Below are 20,897 nucleotides of genomic sequence, written 5' to 3' on the forward strand. Positions count from 1 at the left end.
GCTCTCAAAGGGTTGCGACGTGTTGTCGATAAGTTTCATAGGCTTGTTGGGCGGCCGCGACATGTTCGGCGACCGGCCGAGTTTCGCTGGCCGGGTCGAGCTTGACGCAACGCTCGCAGAGTTCGGCCAGGCTGTGTTGCGATCCGGAATGGCACCACGCCGCCTGAATCGCCGCGCCCAAGGCTGCCGCTTCGCTCTGTTCGGTGCAGATGACCGTGGTGTTCATGATGTCGGCGACGATCTGCCGCCATACCGGGCTCTTCGAGCCGCCGCCGATCAGGCGGATGCTCCGTGCCTCGAGCCCTGTGGCGCGCAGCAGGTCCAGGCCATAGCGCAAGCCGAAGGTGGTGCCTTCGACCACGGCCCGGCACAGGTTGGCCCGATTCAGGTTGGTGGTGGTCAGGCCCAGCAGGCTGGCGGTGGCGTGGGGCAGGGCGGGAACGCGTTCACCGTTGAGGAACGGCAACATGCAGACTCCCTCGGCGCCGATCGGGGCCTGGGCCACCAGGGCGTTGAAGGTCTCGATGTCCAGCTCGAACAGTTCGCGCAGGGCGCTGGTGGCGTTGGTCAGGTTCATGGTGCAGATCAGCGGCAGCCAGCCACCACTGGATGAGCAGAAAGTCGCGACCGAGGCCTCGGGGCTGACCGCGGGCTCGCTGGCATAGGCATAGACCGTGCCGGATGAACCGAGGCTCATGGTGATCACGCCGGGCTGGATATTGCCGGTGCCGATGGCGCCCATCATGTTGTCGCCGCCGCCGCTCGCCACGATGGCCTCAGGGTTGATGCCCAGGCGCGCGGCAATGCCCGGCAGGATCCGCCCGACCGGCTGATGGGCCTCGATCAGTTCCGGCAACGCCGATTGCAACCGGCCGCTGGGGTCAATGTGTTGCAGCAGCTGCAGATCCCATTGACGGGTGCGTACGTTGAAATAGCCCGTGCCCGAGGCATCGCCGTATTCGCTGCAGTAACGGCCGGTGAGCCAGTGGTTCAGGAAGTCGTGGGGCAACAGGATGTGCGCGATGCGAGCAAAAATCTGCGGATGGTGTTCCCGGGTCCACAACAGCTTGGAAACCGTGTAGCCGGGAGCGATGACTACGCCGAGACGCTCCAGGGCACCGCTTTCACCGCCCAGGTACACTAGCAGATCATCGTTTTGCGGGGCGCTTTCGGTGTCGCACCAGAGCTTGGCCGGGCGCAGCACCTGATCCTGCTCGTCGAGCAACACCAGGCCATGTTGCTGGCCGGAGACGCCAATGCCAAGTATGGCCTCGCCGTCGACACCAGCGTCTGCCAAGGCCTGGTGAGTGGCTTGGATGAACGCATCGATCCATTGCCCGGTGTCTTGTTCACGCCGGCCATTCGCGCCACTGATCAGGGTGTGGGCCGCAGCGCCCTGGCCCAGGACCTGGCCGCTGTTCGCATCCAGGATCAAGGCCTTGGTGCCTTGGGTGCCGCAGTCGATGCCCAGGAACAACTGTTGACTTGCCATAGAAACCCTCATGTGCGTGACACTGAACCGTGACAGATCGTTCCCACGCTCTGCGTGGGAATGCCTCAACGGACGCTCCGCGTTCGGCTTGTGGGGCGCAGAGCGTCCCTGGCTACATTCCCACGCAGAGCGTGGGAACGATCAACCGCGTGCAGTTTAGTCTGCGTCGACCAGCACCCGCTCAAGTGTCCGGGTCACCCCATGCTCGCGCAAGCTGTTGCAGCACCATTCGAAGGCCGCGACGAACTCCGCCGAGCGCGGGATCGCTGTGCCGAAAATCTCCTCGACCTCCAGCATCCGTTGGGTCACCAGCGCATCGTCGGCCACCAGTGCCTGGCAGAATCCCGCCCGAGGGTCGGGAATCGTGTAGTTCACGCCGTTCTCGTCCACCCCTTTGAGGTACACGGCCCAGGCCGCGACCACCAGCGCCGCGCGCCGGGTTTCGCCGCCGTCGGCTATCAGGCGGTTGATGGTCGGCACGGTGAACTTCGGAAACTTCGACGAGCCGTCCGAGCATACCCGTTCCAACTGGTCGGCGATGGCCTGATTGGAAAAACGCTCCACCAGGGTGTTCTTGTAGTCGCCCAGGTCGATGCCCGGTACGGGGGCCAGTTGCGGCGTCACGTCGAGGTCCATGTAGGCACGGATATACCGCACGAACAACGGGTCGTTCATGGTTTCATGGACGAAGCGATAGCCCTTGAGGAACCCCAGGTAGGTCAGGGCCAGATGGCTGCCGTTGAGCAGTTTGATCTTCATTTCTTCGTAGGGAGAAACGTCATCGGTGAACTGCACGCCGACCTTTTCCCAGGCCGGGCGCCCGTTGACGAATTTGTCTTCCAGTACCCATTGCACGAACGGCTCGCAGACCACCGGCCAGGCATCGTCGATCCCGTGTTCGTCGTGCAACTGCAGGCGATGGGCGACACTGGTCATGGGGGTGATGCGGTCGACCATGGCGTTGGGAAAGCTCACGTTGTGGTCGATCCACTGCGCCAGTTCGGCGTCGTGCCGCGTGGCGAAGGCCAGCAGGGCCTTGCGGGTCACCGCGCCGTTGTGGGGCAGGTTATCGCAGGACATCAGGGTGAACGCCGATGTCCCGGCGGCACGGCGTTTGGCCAGCGCGGCGCAGAGGAAACCGAACACGGTGGTCGGCGCGTCCGGGTGGGCCAGGTCGTGCTGGATCTGCGGCAGATGGGCCATGAATTCGCCGTTGCTGTCGTCGATGCAATAGCCGCCCTCGGTAATCGTCAGCGAAACGATGCGGATCTGCGGATCCGCCAGTTTGTCGATCAGCACCTGGGCGCCGTCCTCGGCCAGCAACATGTCGTTGATGGCGCCAATCACGCGCACTTCGGTGTCGTCGTTGTCGCCCAGTTCGTACAGGGTGAACAGATAGTCCTGGCTGGCCAGGTCATCCCGGGCGCGGCGGTCTTCGGCCCGCAACCCGACGCCGCAGATGGCCCAGTCCAGATCGGCGCCGGTGTTCATCAGCGCATCGGTGTAGTACGCCTGGTGAGCCCGATGGAAGCCCCCGACGCCGATGTGGGCGATGCCCTGGCGGATATCGCCCAGGGGATAGGCGGGCAGGGCAACTTCCGGCTTGAGGTTATGCAGGTTTTGGCGGTTGAGTTTCATCGCGAGTCTCGGTAATCAGGCGGCGGCGCGCAGCGCACGGGTGACCGCTACGCCATCGGCATCGAATAAATGGCAGTGTTGAGCGTCCAGGTGCAGGTTCAACTGCTCGCCGAAACGGCTCGCCAGATCGCCGCGCACTCGCATGGTCAAGGCTTCACCGGACGTGGTGTTGACGTGGCAGAAGGTATCGCTGCCCAGTCGCTCACTCACGTCGGCGGTCACTTGCAGCGTGCATTCATCGGGTTGTGCCAGGTTCAGGTGTTCCGGACGGATGCCCAGGGTGACCGGGCTGCCGACGTTGAGGCTCGCGCCGTTCACCGGCAACTGGATGCGTGTGCCCGCATCCAGCTGAATTTCGCAACCCTGGCCGTTGAGCGCGCTGACCTTGCCCTTGAGAAAGCCCATTTTCGGCGTGCCGAGAAACCCGGCGACAAACAGATTGGCCGGCTGGTGGTACAGCTCCAGGGGCGAGCCGACCTGCTCGATGCGCCCGCTATTGAGCACCACCACCTTGTCGGCCAGGGTCATGGCTTCGACCTGATCGTGGGTCACGTAGATCATGGTTGCCTGCAGTTCCTTGTGCAGCCGGGCCAGTTCCAGGCGCATCTGCACCCGCAAGGCGGCGTCGAGGTTGGACAGCGGTTCGTCGAACAGGAAGATCTTCGGATTACGCACGATGGCCCGGCCGATTGCCACCCGCTGGCGCTGGCCGCCGGACAGCTGTTTGGGTTTGCGTTCGAGCATCGGTCCCAGTTCGAGGATACGCGCCGCTTCGTTGACCTTCTTCTCGACGTCGGCCTTGGGCACGCCCGCCAGATCCAGGGCGAAGGACATGTTCTTGCGCACGCTCATGTGGGGGTACAAGGCGTAGGTCTGGAACACCATCGCCAGGTCGCGCTTGGCCGGGCTGACTTCGGTGATGTCACGCCCGTCCAGCTCGATGGTGCCGTCGCTGACCTCTTCCAGGCCGGCGATCAGCCGCAGCAGGGTGGATTTGCCGCAGCCCGACGGGCCGACAAAGACCACGAACTCGCGGTCGTTCACTTCCAGGTCGATACCCTTGATGATGGAAAAGCCTTCGAAGCCTTTTTGCAGATTCTTGATTTTCAGGTTGGCCATGATGATGGGCCTCCACGTCTGATTAGGTGTAGGGCGCGTTACTTCACGGCGCCAAAGGACAAACCGCGGACCAATTGCTTCTGGCTGATCCAGCCGAAGATCAGGATCGGCGCGCAGGCCAGGGTCGAGACGGCGGACAATTTGGCCCAGAACAAACCTTCGGGGCTGGAGTAGGAAGCGATCAGAGCTGTCAGTGGTGCGGCTTTGGACGAGGTCAGGTTCAGCGACCAGAAGGCCTCGTTCCAGCACAGAATCAGTGACAGCAACACGGTAGAGGCCAGACCGCCCTTGGCAATCGGCAGCAGCACTCGAACCATCTCCTGCCACAGGGTGGCTCCGTCCAGGCGCGCGGCTTCGAGGATGTCGCGGGGAATGTCCTTGAAGTAGGTGTAAATCATCCAGACCACGATCGGCAGGTTGATCAGTGTGTAGATGATGATCAGCGCAGTGCGGGTGTCCAGCAGGCCAAAGCTCTTGGCCAGCAGGTAGATCGGCATCAGCACGCCCACCGGCGGCAGCATCTTGGTAGAGAGCATCCACAGCAAGGTGCGCTTGGTGCGTTGGGTTTCGTAGAACGCCATGGAGTAGGCCGCCGGTACCGCGATCAGCAGGCACAAAGCCGTGGCACTGAAGGACACCACCACGGAGTTCCAGGCGAAAGTGAAATAGTCGCTGCGTTCGTTGATGTGCAGGTAGTTCTCCAGCGTCGGCGTGAAAATGAACTGCGGCGGCGTGGCGAATGCATCGATTTCGGTCTTGAAGCTGGTCAGCACCATCCAGAAGATCGGGAAGAAGATCAGGATCGCAATGGCCCAGGCCAGCGTGCCCAGCAGCAGGCTTTGCAGCCGACGGGATTGTTGAAGTGTCATGGCGGCGGCCTCAGTTCTTGTCAGTGAGGTTTTTGCCGATCATCCGCACCAGGATGATGGCGGCGATATTGGCAATGACCACGGCTATCAGGCCACCGGCCGAAGCCATGCCGACGTCGAACTGCACCAGCGCCTGGTTGTAGATCAGGTAGGCGAGGTTGGTCGAGGCGTAGCCGGGGCCGCCGTTGGTGGTGGTGAAGATCTCGGCGAACACCGACAACAGGAAAATGGTCTCGATCATCACCACGACGGCAATCGGCCGCGCCAGATGCGGCAGGGTCAAGTGCCAGAAAATCGCGATCGGACCGGCGCCGTCCAGGCGGGCGGCTTCTTTCTGTTCCTGGTCGAGGGACTGCATGGCCGTCATCAGGATCAGGATCGCGAAGGGCAGCCACTGCCAACTGACAATGATGATGATCGACAGCAGCGGGTAGTGGGCCAGCCAGTCCACCGGCTGCGCGCCAAACAGTTTCCACACTGAAGCGAGGATCCCCGAGACCGGGTGGAAAATCAGGTTCTTCCAGATCAGTGCGCCCACGGTGGGCATGATGAAGAACGGCGAGATCAGCAGGACCCGGACGATGCCGCGGCCAAAGAACTCGCTGGCCTCCAGCAATGCACTGATCAGAACCCCGAACACGATACTGATGAGCAGCACACTGCCCACCAGCAACAAAGTATTGGTGGCACCGGGTATGAAGCCCGAATCAGTGAGGAAGTACGTGAAGTTCTCCAGCCCGACGAACTCGTTTTCACCGGGGTAGAGCAGGTTGTAGCGGATCATCGAGAAGTAGACGGTCATGCCCAGGGGCACGATCATCCACAACAGCAACAAGGCTACCGATGGACTGACCAGGAACCAGCCGGGGTTCGCCAGGCGGAGCTTGCGCGTCGGTGCGGCAATTTCGAGAGGCGCTTTGGCAGTTGTCGTTGAAGTATTCATGGCATTGAACCGTTTTGTGCGGGCGTATGAAGAACCCAAATGTGGGAGCAATTCCTTGTGGGAGCGAGCCTGCTCGCGATAGCGTCCGACCTTCGCCATCGAGGTGGCTGTCACACCGTCATCGCGAGCAGGCTCGCTCCCACACTGGATCTCCTACAGAAATGGATGCGGCGCAGTTACTTGGGATACCCGGCACGCTTCATCTCGCGCTCGGTGGTGGACTGCGCGGCGGTCAACGCCTGGTCCACGCTCTGCTGACCGGTCAGTGCGCCGGAGAAGAACTTGCCCACCTGGGTGCCGATGGCCTGGAACTCGGGAATGGTCACCAACTGGATACCGATATAAGGCACCGGCTTGAGGGTCGGCGCTTTCGGGTCGGCGACTTTCAGCGACTCCAGCGTGACCTTGGCGAACGGCGCGGCTTTCATGTAGTCGTCGCTGTAGGTCGAGGTGCGGGTGCCTGGCGGTACGTTGGCGATGCCATCGGTCTTGGCGACCAGTTGGCTGTATTCCTTGGAGGTCGCCCAACTGGTAAAGACCTTGGCGGCATCCTTGGCCTTGGAGCTGGTCGGGATTGCCAGTGACCAGGAGTACAACCAGGAGGTGCCTTTATCGGTTTTTTCGTGGGGTGCGAAGGTGAAGCCGACATGATCGGACACCTTGCTCTGGGTCTTGTCGGTCACGAACGAGCCGGCGACGCTGGCATCGACCCAGATCGCGCATTTGCCGCTGTTGAACAGGGCCAGGTTCTCGTTGAAGCCGTTGCTCGACGCACCTGGAGGGCCGGACTTCTTCATGTTGTCGACGTAGAAGGTCAGCGCGCCTTTCCACTCGGGACCATTGAATTGCGGTTGCCACTTCTCATCGAACCAGCGCGCCCCGTAGCCGTTGGCCAGGGTGGTGATCAGCGCCATGTTCTCGCCCCAACCGGCCTTGCCCCGCAGGCACAGGCCATATTGTTCCTTGCTCTTGTCGGTGAGTTTCTCGGCAAACTCACCGATCTGGGTCCAGGTCGGGTGTTCGGGCATGGTCAGCCCGGCGTCCTTGAACAAGTCGGTGCGGTAATAAGTGATCGAACTTTCGGCGTAGAACGGCAGGGCATACAGCGAACCCTTGACGGACAGGCCGTCACGCACGGAAGGGAAGACGTCGTCCAGGTCGTAGGAGGCTGGCAGATCTTTCATCGGTTCCAGCCAACCCTTGGCGCCCCAGAGTGCAGCTTCGTACATGCCAATGGTCAGCACATCGAACTGTCCACCCTGGGTGGCGATGTCGGTGGTCAGGCGTTGGCGCAGGACGTTTTCTTCGAGCACCACCCAGTTCAGCTTGATGTCCGGATGCTCCGACTCGAAGGTTTTCGAGAGCTTCTGCATGCGGATCATGTCGCTGTTGTTGACGGTGGCAATGGTGAGGGTCTGCGCGCCGAAACTGACGCTGCTGAGGGTCATGCAGGTGGAGACAAGCAGAGCTTTTACCGAAGGTTTCATCGCGCACTCCTTTTCCGTGCCGAAAGGCGGCGGAAGGACAGTTATTGTTTTTTGTCTTCCGGATGAAGGGAAGAATGTGCGCTGATTACAGCCTTCAATGGCCGGCGTGACAAATCATCCGTCGCACTGGTGCTGATACTTTTTTGCACTAGGCTTAGGTCGGCAGTGAAGGATGACCTGTGGCGAGGGGATTTATCCCCGCTGGGTCGCGAAGCGGCCCCTTGCGTTCTAATTGATACACCGCGGTGGCAGAGATATTTGGGGCCGCTTCGCAGCCCAGCGGGGATAAATCCCCTCGCCACAGGGGAGCAAAGTGTCAGCCCTGGTTCTGCTCGGTCAACCGCTGCACCGCCAGCCGCCGGTAATGGGAAGGGGTCATGCCCTTGAGCTGCTGGAAGCGCCGGTTGAAGTTCGAGATGTTATTGAAGCCCGACTCGAAACAGACATCCGTGACCGGTTTGTCACCGTCGGCCAGCAGTTCGCAGGATTTGCTGATGCGCAGGCGGTTGACGAATTCGATGAAGCAACGACCGGTGGCCTGTTTGAACACCCGGCTGAAGTAGGTGGGTTTCATGCCCAGGTGCTCGGCGACTTCCTCCAGGGGCAGTTCCCGGGCGTAATGGGCAAAAATGTAGTCCACGGCCCGGTTGGTACGGTCGATGCTGTGCTCATCGGTCATCTGCGAAGATGCGCCACCGGAGAGCACTTGATAGTCATCCGTGGTGGCCAGCAACTCCATCAGGATGAAGAAATACCCCAGGCGGCTCATGCCCTGGGAGTCGGCAATGCGCTGCATCAGGATCATTGCCTGGCGGATGGTGCGCTTGCAGCGGAACTCGATGCCGTAGCGGGCCCGTTCGAGCAACGGCGCGATGGTCTTGAGTTCGGCAAATACCTGGTGTCCGCTTTCGAACAACTCGTCGGTGAAATTCACCAGCATGTCGCGCTTGGGCACCACTTCGTCCTCGGCCACCTGGCTGATCCAGTTGTGGGGCAGGTTGGGGCCGGTGAGAAACAGGGTCTGCGGGTAGAAGTTGCCGATGTAATCGCCAATGAACACCTTGCCGGAACTGGCGACGATCAGGTGCAGCTCGTATTCCTTATGGAAATGCCAGCGCACCAATGGGCAAGGAAAGCCATGCTGGCGATAGATGATGGACAGTCCGTCATGGTCATCCATCAACTCGTAGGAAGGGTCGGTGACTCTTGCTGTTCGGGTCATGGGCCTGCACTTTTATTGTTATAGCCGTTGGATAATGCCCCCTTCGCCGAGCGGGTGCCACCCCGAATCATCTTCCGATGGTCGCCCGGCGCCATGCCATGACTGATGCTGGCACCTACGCCGGCGCGTTGTTGCGGTGCTTTTCTTCAATCCACTGGGACATGTATTGGGTGCTCTTGTGCTGGTGGTGGCGCAACATGCTGCCGGTGAAATTGTCACGACGTCGTTGCGCCAGGTTGGCACGGCACGCCTGGATACTTTCAATCAGCGCCGGGCCATGAATCTCTTTGCGATAACGCTCCGCCAGCAGCGTCAGCCCAGCATCCCGGGCCTGGTTCCAGCGAGCGGGGTCGCTGTACAACTGCACGGCGGCGCGGGCGATGTCTTCGGCGCTCTGTCTGATATCCCCAGGCCATGGCATCTCCCCCGACATGGCTTCGGCGCCGATGGGGGTCGTGACGCTTGGTGTGCCGCAGAGCATGGCCTCGATCAGCTTGCCCTTGATGCCGGCACCGAAACGTAGCGGCGCCAGGCAGATGCGGGCCGCCGACATCACCTGCAGGGCGTCCTCGGCCCAGTTCATGATATGGAATCCCTGGGCCGGATTGTGCAGCGCGGCAGCTTTCGGCGGTGTGTACGCGCCGTACAGGTGCAGTTGCGCGCCCGGCAGTTGCTGGCGGATCAGCGGCCAGATGGCGTTCTTCATCCAGAGCACGGCATCCCAGTTCGGCGCATGACGGAAGTTGCCGATACTCAAGAAATGCGCCCGTTCCTCGAATGGCGCCGGTGGCGTGGCCGGCAGATCAATCATCAATGGGCACCAGAGCAGGAGGTTGCGGGGCACCTTGAATTGTTCCACCAGCAGTTCGATCTCGACTTCGGACACCATCAGGTTCAGATCGCAGCGGTACAAGGCGGCGATCTCGCGCTTGGCCATATCGGTGTCGGCCATCAATTGGAAGGTTTCGGGCAGGTCGGGCGCGAAAAGATCGCTGAAATCCTGGGAGGTCTCATCAGCTTTCAAACGGTCCTTGAGGCGCTGGTGCCGGGCGTGGCGCAGGCTTTGCAAATCCGACGTTTCCAGCACACGCAAGGCGCCGGGGCAGTGTTTCTCGACCCGCCAGCCGAATTGCTCTTCCATCATGAACTGGTCGAACAGGACGATGTCCGGTGCCAGCTCGCTGACGAACACATCGAAACTGCTGTTATTGAGTTCGATGGGCGCTTCTCGGATGCCCAGTTCGATCAGGTCCGCGCGGTTCTCCCCGGGCCTCGCCGGGCTGCTGAACGTGATGTCCCAGCCTTGCCCGAGGAATGCCTCCAGTATCTGCATGATGTGCCCACCGGCGGCCGATGAACGCGGCTCGGGCCAGACATAACCGATGACCAGAACCTTGAGGGCGGTGGGATGAGGCATGAGCAGGCATTTCCTTGGGAGGGATCAGGCGCGGTCGGCGCGCGGGGCGCCGATAGTGACCAAGAATCCGCTTGGGCTCAAGAAAGAATGCTTCTGACCTTGTCGCGTAGCTGATCAATGGAAAAAGGCTTGCCGATCACCGCCATGCTTTCCGGCACGTCGACGCTTTCGGCATAGCCGCTGGCGAACAGGACCGGCAGCCCAGGCCGTACCAGGCGGGCCTGCTTGGCCAGCTCGCGGCCGTCCATCACCGGCAGGCCTATGTCCGTCATCATCAGCTCGATCGGCTGATCCAGGTTGCGCAGGTAGTCCAGCGCCTGCTCACAACCGTCCGCCTCGAGCACCCTGTATTCCAGTTCTTCCAGGACATCAACGATCAACATCCGGACGATGTCGTCGTCTTCGACTACCAGAACGGTGGTGGCGGTGACAGGGGCGGGGGTGGACATAGTCATTATTCTCAGAAGAAAAAATCGGGAAGGGCGAAAAGGGCCTCATGCATGAGTAAGTAGCGAGGCGACACAAGTTCCCGAGCCTGTACAAGAAAGGATCTATAGTACAAGAGCTGACAAGGATAGTCGCTTCCTTGCTACGGGATTGGCCGTTGTGGGAATTGTGCCTTTGACTTTGTCAGAAATGTGGATCCAGTCCGTGTCTTTCGGGCAAACTCCATGGTTTTCAACTGTTCGCCAAGGCCTTTTCCATGACTCCTTCGTCTTCGGTTGACGAGCAAAGCTTTCGCAAACTCCTGAGCCGTAATATCAGCCTGCCGCTGGGCATAGGCGCCCTCAGCGCGGTGTTTTTCATTGTGCTGATCACTTATCTGCTGTCGGTGATCCAGTGGGTCGGGCACAGCGATCGGGTGATCAGTAATGCCAATGAAGCCATCAAGCTGAGCGTGGACCTGGAGACCGGCATGCGCGGTTATCTCCTGAGTGGGGACGAGCACTTCCTCGACCCCTATGAGATCGCCAGGCCGCGTATTGCCGTCGCGCTTGAGACATTGCTGGAATTGACAGCCGACAACCCCATCCAGACCGAACGCTTGCGCAAGGTGCAAGCGCTCCAGACGGAGTGGGCCAATTACGCCCAGAGCATGATCGACCTGCAACGCAGCAGCGGCGATTATCGGGGAGCGGTGAAGGCCGGGCGCGGCAAGCGCCTGACGGATGAAATCCGCAAGACCTTTGAAGACATCGTCGACACCGAGCAGCAATTGCGTACGACGCGCAACGAAGAGGTGCGCTCCACCACGGTCTGGAGCATTACCCTCTATTTGCTGTTCGTTGCCGCCGTCAGCGGATTGCTGGCCTATGTCGGACGACGAGATCTGTTGAGCCTGTCCAACAGTTACGGCGCCAGCCTGCGGATACAGCAAGAGAGTGCCTTGCACCTGGAGAAACAGGCCTGGCTGCGCAATGGCCAGACCCAATTGGCCGAGCAGGTGCTGGGGCAACTGACCCTGAACCTGTTGGGGCGCAATATCCTGCAGTTCTGCGCCAAGTACCTCGACACCGTCGTTGCCGCGCTGTACGCGCGGGAGGAAAACGGTGTGCTCAAGCGGGTGGCCACCTACGGTCTTTCCCGGAGGACGACGAACAGCACCAAATGATTGTTGCCGGTGAAGGCATCGTCGGCCAGGCCGTGCAGCAGGGGCGTCTTATTCGTCTGGACCCTGTACCCGACGATTACCTGAAAGTCAGTTCGGGGCTGGGGCAGGGCTTGCCCAACAGCGTGGTGGTGGTGCCGACCAGCGATGACGACCGGATCAACGGCGTCATCGAACTGGGCTTCCTGCGGCCGTTGACCGAGCGTGACATCGAGTTGCTGGAACTGATTGCAGGTAATGTCGGCACCTCCATCGAAGCCGCCCGCTACCGGCAGCGCTTGCAGGAGGTACTGGCGGAAACCCAGCAATTGAACGAAGAACTGCAGGTCCAGCAGGAAGAGCTCAAGACCGCCAACGAAGAGCTAGAGGAGCAGTCGCGCATTCTCAAGGAGTCCCAGGTCCACCTGGAGGCCCAGCAGCAGGAACTGGAGCAGACCAACGAGCAACTGGCCGAGCAACGCGACGCCATGGACCAGAAGAACAACGAGCTGAACCTGGCCCAGCTCCAGCTGCAGGAACGCGCTGAAGAGTTGCAGCGTTCGAGCAAGTACAAGTCCGAGTTCCTCGCCAACATGTCCCACGAACTGCGCACGCCGCTCAACAGTTCGCTGATCCTGTCCAAGTTGTTGGCGGAGAATCCGCAGAATAATCTGAGCGAGGAGCAGGTCAAGTTTGCCGAATCGATCTACTCCGCCGGCAATGACCTGCTCAACCTGATCAACGACATCCTCGACATTTCCAAGGTCGAGGCCGGCAAGCTGGAGGTGCGTCCGGAAAACACGGGCGTGTCGCGCCTGGTGGAAGGTCTGCGCGACATGTTCAAGCCGCTGGCGGCCGACAAGGGCCTGGGCTTCGACGTCCAGGTGCTGCCCGACGCGCCAGCGATGCTGTACACCGACCGCCAGCGTCTGGAACAGGTACTCAAGAACCTGTTGTCCAACGCAGTGAAGTTCACCGAGCAAGGCACCGTGAGCCTGTCCGTGGCCGGCCAGCCGGGTTCAGGCATCGCCTTCATGGTGCGGGATTCGGGCATCGGTATTTCCCCCGATCAGCAGCAGAGCATCTTCGAGGCATTCCGCCAGGCTGATGGCACCACCAATCGCCGTTACGGCGGTACTGGCCTGGGGCTGTCGATCTCCCGGGACCTGGCGGCGTTGCTGGGCGGCTCGATCTCCGTGTCCAGCGCGCCGGGGCAGGGCAGTGTGTTCACCCTGGTGTTGCCTGAGCGTTATGTCGAGCCTGGGGATACACCGGTGGAGCCGCGGACCTTCACGCCAACGGCCACTGTGCCGGCCTCCATCACCGATGTGCCGGCCGCTACACCGGCACCCTTGGTTGCCCAGGTGGACCTTCCCATTGCCCGCTTCGCCGATGACCGGGACAAGGCGCCGTTCGACGGCCGTTGCATCCTGGTGATCGAAGACGAGCCCAAGTTCGCCCGGATCCTTTTCGACCTCGCCCATGAACTGGGTTACCAATGCCTGGTAGCCCACGGCGCCGACGAAGGCTTTGACCTGGCCTCGCAGCTGGGCCCCGACGCCATCCTGCTGGACATGCGCCTGCCTGATCATTCCGGGCTGACGGTGTTGCAACGGCTCAAGGAACGGGCCGAGACCCGGCATATCCCGGTGCACGTGATTTCTGTCGAAGACCGCGTCGAAGCCGCGATGCACATGGGCGCCATCGGCTATGCGGTCAAACCGACCACCCGCGAAGAGCTCAAGGATGTATTCGCCCGCCTGGAAGCGAAGCTGACCCAGAAGGTCAAGCGAGTGTTGCTGGTGGAGGACGACGACCTGCAGCGCGACAGCATTACCCGCCTGATCGGCGACGAGGACATCGAGATCACCGCCGTCGGCCTGGCCCAGCAGGCTTTGGATCTGCTGCGGACCAACGTCTACGATTGCATGGTCATCGATCTGAAACTGCCGGATATGCTGGGCAATGATCTGCTCAAGCGCATGTCCACCGAAGAGATCTGCTCATTCCCGCCAGTGATTGTCTACACCGGACGCAACCTGACCCGCGACGAAGAGGCCGAGCTGCGCAAGTATTCGCGCTCGATCATCATCAAGGGCGCCCGCTCGCCAGAACGTCTGCTGGACGAGGTGACACTCTTTTTGCACAAAGTCGAATCCCGGTTGTCCCATGAACGGCAGCGGATGCTCCAGACAGCCCGCAGCCGGGACAAAGTGTTCGAAGGCCGCAAGGTGCTGCTGGTGGACGACGATGTGCGCAACATCTTTGCACTGACCAGCGCCCTGGAGGCAAAAGGGGCGGTCGTGGTCATCGGCCGTAATGGCTACGAAGCGATCGAACGCCTCAATGAGGTGGAAGACATCGACCTGGTGCTGATGGACGTGATGATGCCGGAAATGGACGGTTTCGAAGCCACTGCGCGAATCCGCAAGGACCCGCGCTGGCGCAAGTTGCCTATCATCGCCGTGACGGCCAAGGCCATGAAGGATGATCAGGAGCGGTGCATCGCCGCCGGCTCCAACGACTACCTGGCCAAACCGATTGACCTCGATCGCCTGTTTTCGCTGATTCGCGTGTGGTTGCCGAATATGGAAAGAATTTAGTGGAAAGAGACACCGACATTGAACTGCGTTTGTTGATCGAGGCGATCTACCTCAAATACAGCTACGACTTCAGGGATTACTCCGGCGCCTCCATCAAGCGCCGGGTCCTCCATGCGCTGAGCCAGTTCGAGTGCCGAACCATCTCGGCACTCCAGGAGCGTGTGCTGCACGATCCGGGCATGTTCATGCAGTTGCTGCAGTTGCTGACGATTCCCGTCAGCGAGATGTTCCGCGACCCCTCGCACTTCCTGGCAATTCGCCAGGAAGTGGTGCCGCTGCTCAAGACCTACCCGTCGCTCAAAATCTGGATTGCGGGCTGCAGCACAGGGGAGGAGGTCTATTCCATGGCGATTCTGCTGCGTGAAGAGGGGCTGTTGGACCGCACGCTCATCTATGCGACCGACATCAACCCCAGATCGTTGGAGAAGGCCAAGCAGGGCATTTTTTCCCTGGAGAACGTGAGGGCCTATACCCAGAACTATCAGCAGGCCGGAGGACGGCGCTCGTTTGCTGATTACTACACCGCCGCCTACGATTATGCGATGTTCGACAAGACCCTGCGTGAGAATGTGACCTTTGCCGATCACAGCCTGGCGACGGACAGCGTCTTTTCAGAGACTCAATTAATTTCTTGTCGTAATGTATTGATATATTTCAATAAAAAACTGCAAGATCGCGCGTTCGGACTGTTTCATGAGTCCCTGTGTCACCGTGGTTTTCTTGTGCTGGGCAGCAAGGAGACGCTGGACTTCTCGGTGTTCGGCAAGCAATTCGAGCCGTTGGTCAAACAGGAACGGATCTATCGCAAGCTATGAGCCAGACAACGGACAGACCCGGACCCGCAATAGAAGCTATTGCCGTTGGTGTATCCGCCGGTGGTGTGGAGGCGCTGCTCAGGCTGTTCGGGCAACTGCGCAAGGGCTTCCGCTTGCCTGTCCTGGTAGTGCTGCATCTGCCCAACGAGCGCCACAGCCAGTTGGCACAAGTCCTTGGTCATCGCCTGGCGATACCGGTGGAAGAGGCTCGGGACAAACAGGATATTCAAGCCGGCACCCTGTATGTCGCCGCACCTGGCTACCATTTGTCGGTCGAGGCCGATCGCAGCCTGTCGTTGAGCCTGGAGGAGCCGGTGCACCATTCCCGGCCGTCCATCGACGTCCTGTTCGAATCGGCCGCCGACGTCTACGGCTCGAACCTGCTGGCGATCGTGCTGACCGGGGCCAACGACGATGGCGCCCGGGGCCTGGCCAGGGTCAAGGAACTGGGCGGAATCACCGTCGTCCAAGACCCCGCCGAAGCTCAGGTTTCGACCATGCCGGAAGCCGCGCTGGCCCTGCACGAGCCCGACCATATCCTCACTTTACAAGGCATCGGCCAATTGTTGGCCGGGCTGGAATGAACCACATGCCAAGAGATATTCAAGCCAAACTGCTGATCGTCGATGATCTGCCGGAGAATCTGTTGGCGCTGGAAGCCCTGATCAAGGGGACGACCGCAAGGTCTACAAGGCTCAGTCGGCCGACCAGGCGTTGTCCCTGCTGCTGCAACATGACTTTGCCCTGGCCATCATCGACGTACAGATGCCGGACATGAACGGCTTCGAGCTGGCCGAGCTGATGCGGGGCACGGAGAAGACCCGTAGCATTCCGATCATTTTTGTCAGCGCCGCCGGCCGGGAACGCAACTATGCCTTTACCGGTTATGAAAACGGTGCTGTGGACTTTCTGCACAAGCCACTGGACACCCATGCGGTCAAGAGCAAGGTCAATGTGTTCGTGGAACTCCATCGCCAGAAGAGGGCGGTGAAGGAACAGGTCGTCGCCCTGGAGCAGAGTCGCCGGGAACAGGAAGTGCTGCTTCAGCAGTTGCAGGCCACCCGCAGCGAACTGGAGCAGGCGGTGCGTATGCGTGACGACTTCATGTCGATCGTCGCCCATGAGGTGCGCACGCCCCTCAACGGCCTGATTCTCGAGACACAACTGCGCAAGATGCATCTGGCTCGGGACAACGCCGCCGCGTTCAGCCTGGACAAGGTCAAGGCTATGGTCGAGCGCGACGAGCGGCAGATCAAGAGCCTGATCCGACTGATCGAGGACATGCTGGATGTATCACGCATTCGTACCGGCAAGTTGTCCATCCGACCGACCCGTTTCAACCTCTCGGCCTTGGTGGAAAACCTCTTGCGCAATTTCCAACCGCAGATCGTGGCTGCCGAATGCGCGTTGAATTACACCGCCGAGCCTTCGGTTGAAGGGCTCTGGGATGAGTTTCGGATCGAGCAAGTGGTGTCGAACCTGCTGACCAACGCGTTGCGCTATGGGGGCAAGAGCCCGATCGATGTGCGCGTCTACAAGACGCCCGAGCACGCCTGTATCGAGGTCCAGGACCGCGGCATCGGTATCAGCGAGGAGAACCAGAAACGCATCTTCCAGCAGTTCGAGCGGGTGACCTCCAAGGCGGTCGCCTCCGGCTTGGGGTTGGGCTTGTTCATTTCCGAGCAGATCGTCACCGCCCATGGAGGGACCATCACGGTCAATAGCCGCATCAACGAAGGCGCGTTATTCCGTGTTTGCTTGCCCTTGCAGCTCTCCGTCCTTCCAAAAAACGTCGCATTGACGCAACCTCTGAATGACCCTACGGTCGTATCAGCAGCTATTGATCGAACGAAGGCTTCCCATGAGTGAAGATGCGCAAGATGTTGTACTGGTCGTCGAGGATGATCCGTCGATCATGATGGTATTGTCCACCTACCTGTCAGGGGTGGGGTACAGGGTGCTGCAGGCCGAAAATGGTGATAAGGCCTTCGAAATCCTGGCAAGCAAGCCCCACCTGGACATGATGATCACCGACTTCCGACTGCCGGGCGGTATTTCCGGGGTGCAGATCGCCGAACCCGCGGTCAAGCTGCGTCCTGAGCTGAAGGTGATCTTCATCAGCGGTTACGCCCAGGAAGTGCGCGACACCGACAGCCCCATCACCCGCCAGGCGCCGATCCTGGACAAGCCGTTCGACCTGGACGAATTGCAGGGCATCATGCGCTCGATGTTGTCCTGACGCTGTTGAGTTCACCCCGACCCTTGTGGGAGCGAGCCTGCTCGCGATGACGGCGGCACATTCAACATTTCTGCGGTAGTCATACCGCTATCGCGATCCGGCTCTCTCCCACACCGGGTCCTGCGGCGTATGCAGCTTCGTGTACGCCACAAAACCCTGTGGGAGCGAGCCTGCTCGCGATGACGATGGCGCATTCAACGTCTCTGAGGCAGACATACCGCATTCGCGAGCAGGCTGGCTCCCACATGGGATTCGATTCAAGCCCCGATCATTTCCCGGACCTTGGCCGTCAACAGGTCAAAGGTGAACGGTTTCGTGATCATCTGCATGCCCTGGTCAAGGAAGCCCCCGCGTACCGCCGCATGCTCGGCGTAGCCGGTGATGAACAGCACCCGCAAGTCCGGGCGGATCTGCCGGCCGACTTCCGCCAGTTGCCGGCCGTTCATGCCTGGTAATCCCACGTCGCTGATCAACAGATCGATGCGCTGGCCTGATTCGAGAATCGGCAACGCACCGTTGGCATCGCCGGCTTCGAGGAAGGCATAGCCCAGTTCGCCCAGTACCGAGCTGACCAGCACCCGGACTGCCGGATCGTCTTCGACGATCAGCACGGTCTCGCCGGCTTGCGCAGGAGCCGCGTGCTGGGGGTCGGCCAATGATTCGGGGATTGCCTCGCCCAGGAAGCGTGGCAGATAAAGATTGACGGTGGTGCCTTTGCCGACATCACTGTCGATTGCCACGTGGCCACGGGATTGCTTGCTGAATCCATAGATCATCGACAGGCCCAGCCCAGTGCCCTGGCCGATGGGCTTGGTGGTGAAAAATGGATCGAACGCGCGATTGACGACTGATTCGGGCATGCCACACCCACTGTCCTGCACACTCAGCACCACATAGTCGCCGGGCTCCAGGTTGGTGTACGCGTCGGTGAAACCGGCATCCAGATGTGTGTTGAACGTGCGCACCACCAGCATTCCGCCTTCCGGCATGGCATCCCGCGCGTTAAGTACCAGGTTGAGCAGGGCACTTTCCAGTTGGTTGGGATCGGCTTCGGCGATCCAGAGCTGCTCTTCCAGTTGCATGTCCAGCCGGATGCTCTCATTGAGGCTACGCTGCAACAGCTCCCCCATGGACAGCACCAGGGTGTTCATCTGCACGGCCTTGGAGTCCAGGGACTGGCGCCGGGAGAAAGCCAGCAAGCGATGGGTCAGGCCGGCTGCACGGTTGGCCGAGGTCACGCCCAGGTCGATCAGGCTGTCCAGGTCTTCGGTGCGGCCCCGTGCCAGGCGTCTGCGCAACAGTTCGAGGCTGCCGATGATCCCGGTCAGCATGTTGTTGAAGTCGTGGGCGATACCGCCAGTCAGCTGGCCCACCGCTTCCATTTTCTGCGATTGGCGCAGGGCTTCTTCATTGTGGCGCAACTGAGCGGTGCGCTCTTCTACCTGTTGTTCAAGGGTTTCAAGGGTATTCTGCAGGCGCAGCTCGCTCTTGCTGAGATCGATCAGGCGTTCCCGGGCCTCGTATTGCCTTCGTCGACCGCGCAAGGCGGTGGTGACCAGGCTGACCAGGGTCACCGGATGGAAAGGGCGCTCCAGGAACGTCACGTTGCCCAGTTGCATGCCGATACGCGCCGCCGGGTTCTGTTCCGGACCACCATGATGGGTCAGCAGGACGATGGGTAGGTCCGACCATGCCGGCTGTTGTTCAATCTGCTGGAACAATGTTTCCAGGTCGGGGCCCACCAAGGCTTCCGACGAGATCACCAAAAGGCCGGCGCCATGCTCGAGCTCGTTGCACAATTGCCCCAGATGGCGACAAATGAGGCCGGTGAACCCGGCTTCATTGAGGATCATCAGGGCGATCTGGCTGTCCCGTCCCAGCGGCGCGAGGATCAATGCCCGCTCCGACAGGGGCTCCACCAAAATCACTGGAGCTCATCCTTGAGCAGCGGGTGGTCCGCTCCCATATAGGTCGGTACCCCACGCAAGACACCCTGGAAGGCTTCGAGTGGTTCACCGATGGTCATGCCTTGCCCGCTGATGCGGTATTCGCGGATCGTCGATTCGTGGCTGCCGGTGCGTTTCTTGATGATGGAAATGGCTCGGCGGACCTTGCCCAGCGCCTCGAAATACCGCAATAGAATCACGGTATCGGCCAGATAAGTAATGTCCACCGGCGCCTGCATATCGCCTACCAGGCCATGTTGCGCGACGGTCATGAAGGTGGCCGCTCCCTTGCGATTGAGGTAGAGCAACAGCTCATGCATGTGCAGCACCAGAGCGTTTTCTTCCGGCATGGCGGCCTGGTAGCCGTTGATGCTGTCGATGACGACGGTCTTGATGTCACCTTCATCGACGCAGCGGCGTACCCGGTGGGAGAACTCACCGGGAGACAATTCGGCGGCGTCTACCTGTTCGATCAACAGGTTGCCGGTTTCTTGCAGCGCCTTCAGGTCGATGCCGATATTGTTCATGCGTTCGAACAGCAGGCCCAGCTCTTCGTCAAAAATGAACAGGGCAGCCTTTTCGCCCCGTTGCACGGCCGCTGCAGCGAAAATCATCGAAATCAGCGACTTCCCGGTACCTGCCGGCCCCAGGATCAAGGTGCTTGAACCGGTCTCGATACCGCCACCCAGCAGGGCATCCATTTCCGCGATGCCGCTGGACAGCTGTTGACGCAGGTATTGCCCGCGATGCTCGGCCGCCACCAGGCGCGGGAAGACGTGAAGACCGTCCCCCATGATGGTGAAGTCGTGGAAGCCGCCACGGTATTTTTGCCCGCGATACTTGACCACCCGGATCCGTCGCCGTTCGGCGCCATAATTGGGCGTCAACTCTTCGAGGCGAATCACCCCGTGGGCGACGCTGTGCACGGTCTTGTCCAGGGATTCGGTGGTCAGGTCATCGAGCAGCAGGACGGTGGCGTCGTAGCGCACGAAGTAGTGCTTGATCGCCAGGATCTGCCGGCGATAGCGCAGGGAGCTCTGCGCCAGCAGACGGATCTCCGACAGGCTGTCGAGTACGACCCGGGTCGGCTTGACCTGTTCGACCACCTCGAAGATCTGCCGGGTCGCTTCCCCCAGCTCCAGGTCCGAAGAATACAGCAGGCTTTGCTGATGCTCGGCATTGAGCAGGCTTTCAGGCGGCGTCAGTTCGAAAATGTGGATGTTGTCGTCCAGGGTCCACCCGTGGGAGGTCGCGCCTTGGCGCAATTCACGCTCGGTTTCCGACAGCGTGATGTACAACGAGCGTTCGCCGGCTTGAGCGCCGGCCAACAGGAAATGCAACGCGACTGTGGTCTTGCCGGTGCCGGGTTCCCCTTCCAAAAGGAACACGTGGCCGCGGGACAAGCCACCGGAGAGGATATTGTCCAGTCCTTCGATACCGGTGGCGGCTTTGGCGTCGATCAACTCGTTCAATGTAGACAAAAATAGCCCCCTCATGGCTAAGGAAGTAAAGCAGGTTG

General features: G+C 60.6%; 16 protein-coding genes and 1 pseudogene. 6 read left to right on the top strand and 11 right to left on the bottom strand.

Annotation, left to right across the window (positions count from 1 at the left end; all coding sequences use genetic code 11):
* Positions 1-4: 4 nt before the first annotated feature.
* The 9 genes from xylB to PCOSP_RS14640 form a co-directional block, all read right to left on the bottom strand.
* Positions 5-1,492 carry a xylulokinase gene (xylB, locus tag PCOSP_RS14600; protein WP_139645500.1) on the bottom strand — a complete coding sequence of 496 codons (1,488 nt, stop codon included), beginning with the start codon at positions 1,490-1,492 and terminating at the stop codon, positions 5-7.
* 156 nt (positions 1,493-1,648) lie between these two features.
* A complete protein-coding gene (locus PCOSP_RS14605; RefSeq protein WP_464708771.1) occupies positions 1,649-3,130 on the bottom strand; it encodes a mannitol dehydrogenase family protein in 1,482 nt (493 codons plus the stop codon).
* A gap of 15 nt (positions 3,131-3,145) precedes the next feature.
* Positions 3,146-4,249, bottom strand: a complete 1,104-nt coding sequence (locus PCOSP_RS14610) for an ABC transporter ATP-binding protein (protein ID WP_139645504.1) — start codon at positions 4,247-4,249, stop codon at positions 3,146-3,148.
* Positions 4,250-4,287: 38 nt separating this feature from the next.
* Positions 4,288-5,118, bottom strand: coding sequence for a carbohydrate ABC transporter permease (locus PCOSP_RS14615; RefSeq protein WP_139645506.1), 831 nt, complete (start codon positions 5,116-5,118; stop codon positions 4,288-4,290).
* 10 nt (positions 5,119-5,128) lie between these two features.
* Positions 5,129-6,061, bottom strand: coding sequence for a carbohydrate ABC transporter permease (locus PCOSP_RS14620; protein WP_139645508.1), 933 nt, complete (start codon positions 6,059-6,061; stop codon positions 5,129-5,131).
* A 176-nt stretch (positions 6,062-6,237) separates the two neighbouring features.
* Entirely contained in the window at positions 6,238-7,548 is a 1,311-nt protein-coding gene (locus PCOSP_RS14625; RefSeq protein ID WP_464708773.1) for an ABC transporter substrate-binding protein, read from the bottom strand.
* 316 nt (positions 7,549-7,864) lie between these two features.
* The gene (locus tag PCOSP_RS14630) at positions 7,865-8,770 is read right to left on the bottom strand and encodes an AraC family transcriptional regulator (protein ID WP_139645512.1); all 906 of its coding nucleotides are present in this window, start codon (positions 8,768-8,770) and stop codon (positions 7,865-7,867) included.
* A 115-nt stretch (positions 8,771-8,885) separates the two neighbouring features.
* Positions 8,886-10,187 (bottom strand): glycosyltransferase, encoded by a 1,302-nt coding sequence (locus PCOSP_RS14635; protein WP_464708775.1) that lies wholly within the window; start codon positions 10,185-10,187, stop codon positions 8,886-8,888.
* 77 nt (positions 10,188-10,264) lie between these two features.
* The gene (locus PCOSP_RS14640) at positions 10,265-10,636 is read right to left on the bottom strand and encodes a response regulator (protein ID WP_464708777.1); all 372 of its coding nucleotides are present in this window, start codon (positions 10,634-10,636) and stop codon (positions 10,265-10,267) included.
* Between the two features lie 254 nt (positions 10,637-10,890).
* On the opposite strand from PCOSP_RS14640, the gene PCOSP_RS14645 reads away from it, so the two are divergent.
* From PCOSP_RS14645 to PCOSP_RS14670, 6 genes and pseudogenes are all read left to right on the top strand, one after another.
* The gene (locus tag PCOSP_RS14645; protein WP_464708779.1) at positions 10,891-11,799 is read left to right on the top strand and encodes a CHASE3 domain-containing protein; all 909 of its coding nucleotides are present in this window, start codon (positions 10,891-10,893) and stop codon (positions 11,797-11,799) included.
* On the top strand, positions 11,796-14,378 hold the full coding sequence (locus tag PCOSP_RS14650) for a response regulator (protein WP_464708781.1): 2,583 nt from the start codon (positions 11,796-11,798) through the stop codon (positions 14,376-14,378). The genes PCOSP_RS14645 and PCOSP_RS14650 overlap by 4 nt, the downstream gene beginning before the upstream one ends.
* Positions 14,378-15,193 (top strand): CheR family methyltransferase, encoded by an 816-nt coding sequence (locus PCOSP_RS14655; RefSeq protein WP_139645706.1) that lies wholly within the window; start codon positions 14,378-14,380, stop codon positions 15,191-15,193. The genes PCOSP_RS14650 and PCOSP_RS14655 overlap by 1 nt, the downstream gene beginning before the upstream one ends.
* Positions 15,190-15,777 carry a chemotaxis protein CheB gene (locus PCOSP_RS14660; RefSeq protein ID WP_139645520.1) on the top strand — a complete coding sequence of 196 codons (588 nt, stop codon included), beginning with the start codon at positions 15,190-15,192 and terminating at the stop codon, positions 15,775-15,777. The genes PCOSP_RS14655 and PCOSP_RS14660 overlap by 4 nt, the downstream gene beginning before the upstream one ends.
* Positions 15,778-15,782: 5 nt before the next feature.
* Positions 15,783-17,062 (top strand): annotated as a pseudogene (locus PCOSP_RS14665) (hybrid sensor histidine kinase/response regulator).
* Positions 17,055-17,432 carry a response regulator gene (locus tag PCOSP_RS14670; RefSeq protein WP_139645524.1) on the top strand — a complete coding sequence of 126 codons (378 nt, stop codon included), beginning with the start codon at positions 17,055-17,057 and terminating at the stop codon, positions 17,430-17,432. Before PCOSP_RS14665 ends, PCOSP_RS14670 begins: the two are co-directional and overlap by 8 nt.
* Positions 17,433-17,689: 257 nt before the next feature.
* Here PCOSP_RS14670 and PCOSP_RS14675 read toward each other — a convergent pair whose 3' ends face one another.
* Both PCOSP_RS14675 and PCOSP_RS14680 read right to left on the bottom strand, forming a co-directional pair.
* A complete protein-coding gene (locus PCOSP_RS14675; RefSeq protein WP_464708782.1) occupies positions 17,690-19,360 on the bottom strand; it encodes a response regulator in 1,671 nt (556 codons plus the stop codon).
* Positions 19,357-20,859, bottom strand: coding sequence for an ATPase domain-containing protein (locus PCOSP_RS14680; RefSeq protein WP_464708784.1), 1,503 nt, complete (start codon positions 20,857-20,859; stop codon positions 19,357-19,359). Before PCOSP_RS14680 ends, PCOSP_RS14675 begins: the two co-directional genes overlap by 4 nt.
* Positions 20,860-20,897: the final 38 nt, after the last annotated feature.

The sequence above is a fragment of the Pseudomonas sp. MAFF 730105 genome (assembly GCF_055380705.1).